The organism is Streptococcus australis ATCC 700641, assembly GCF_000186465.1.
GTDB lineage: Bacteria > Bacillota > Bacilli > Lactobacillales > Streptococcaceae > Streptococcus > Streptococcus australis.
Genome location: NZ_GL636093.1, coordinates 1 through 1,250, shown reverse-complemented (window position 1 = coordinate 1,250; position 1,250 = coordinate 1). Strand labels below are relative to the sequence as shown.

Here is a 1,250-nt window from a genome sequence, read left to right as displayed (position 1 = left end):
GACTTAAGAATGCCAAAGAAAGATTCCATCATACCGTTATCTGGGCTATTTCACTTACGTGACATAGATGGTTGAATTCCCTTATTCTTTAAAAAATGATGATAGAAATCGTGTTGGTATTGCCATCCTTGGTCACTATGGAGAATTGTATTTTCGTAATGGTTCGCTGTAAAGGCTTGTTCTAGCATAGCTTTCATTTGTAGTAAGTTCGGCGAAGTAGAAAGATTGTAGGAGACAATTTCGCTGTTAAAGCCATCTAAAACTGGTGATAAATAAAGCTTTTGGCTGCTTGCTGGAATGGCAAATTCTGTCACATCTGTGTAGCACTTTTGCATTGGTTTGATTGCTTCAAATTGACGTTGAATAAGGTTATCTGCTTTCTTGCCAACCTCTCCTTGGTATGAAGAATACTTCCGTTTACGGCGAATTCGAGCCGTTAAACCAAGTACTTTCATAAGACGCAGCACCTTCTTATGGTTCACTACGAAGCCATGATTTCTCAATTCAAGAGTCATTCTGCGATAGCCGTAATTTCCTTTATGCTCAGTATAAATTGACTGAATTTCAGCTTTAACTTCATCATCCTTATCGCTTTGATCCAGCTGTTTTAAGTGATAATAATAAGATGAACGGGCAAGCTTAATAATCTTTAGAAGGATATCTAAAGAAAACTCTGTTACTAATCCTTGAACAATTTCCGTTTTTCTTCTTGCTCTTTTTCTTCCTTCAATCGGAGTTCTCTCAACTTTTTTAGAATGGCATTCTCCGCTCTCAAATACTCATTTTCTGCTTGAAGACGTTCTAACTCTGTCATTTCTTCAGGTTTCTTCTTTGGCTTGCGTCCCATTTTAGGTGCTCTCCCTCTTGTTTTCTCAACAATAGTATACCCATTTTTCTTGTATTGTGCCAGCCAATTTGGAAGCATTCCTTGGTTTGGGAGAGCATAATCTAGAGACACCCTTATTTGTGAACGACCTTCAAGCAGAACTTTATCAATAATTTCTCGTTTTAATTTAGGAGAATAATAACGATTCTTCCCCTTTTTGACGAACTCTATACCGTAACGATCAATCAATTTAATCATGTACCTAAGATTAGGAATATTTATTCCGAATATATTTGAAAGCTCTTTGAAGCTTCGCCCTTGTTTTCTAAGTTCATATATCTGAACCTTATCCTTATATGTCAATTTCATAATAAAACACCCCAAAAGTTAGATTTTTTCTGTCTAACTTGTGGGGTGCGGTTCA

The 1,250-nt window shown here is 36.6% G+C and carries 1 pseudogene; it reads right to left on the bottom strand.

Annotation, left to right across the window (positions count from 1 at the left end):
• Positions 1-53: 53 nt before the first annotated feature.
• A pseudogene (locus tag HMPREF9421_RS10480) lies at positions 54-1,195 on the bottom strand (IS3 family transposase); the annotation flags it as partial.
• Positions 1,196-1,250: the final 55 nt, after the last annotated feature.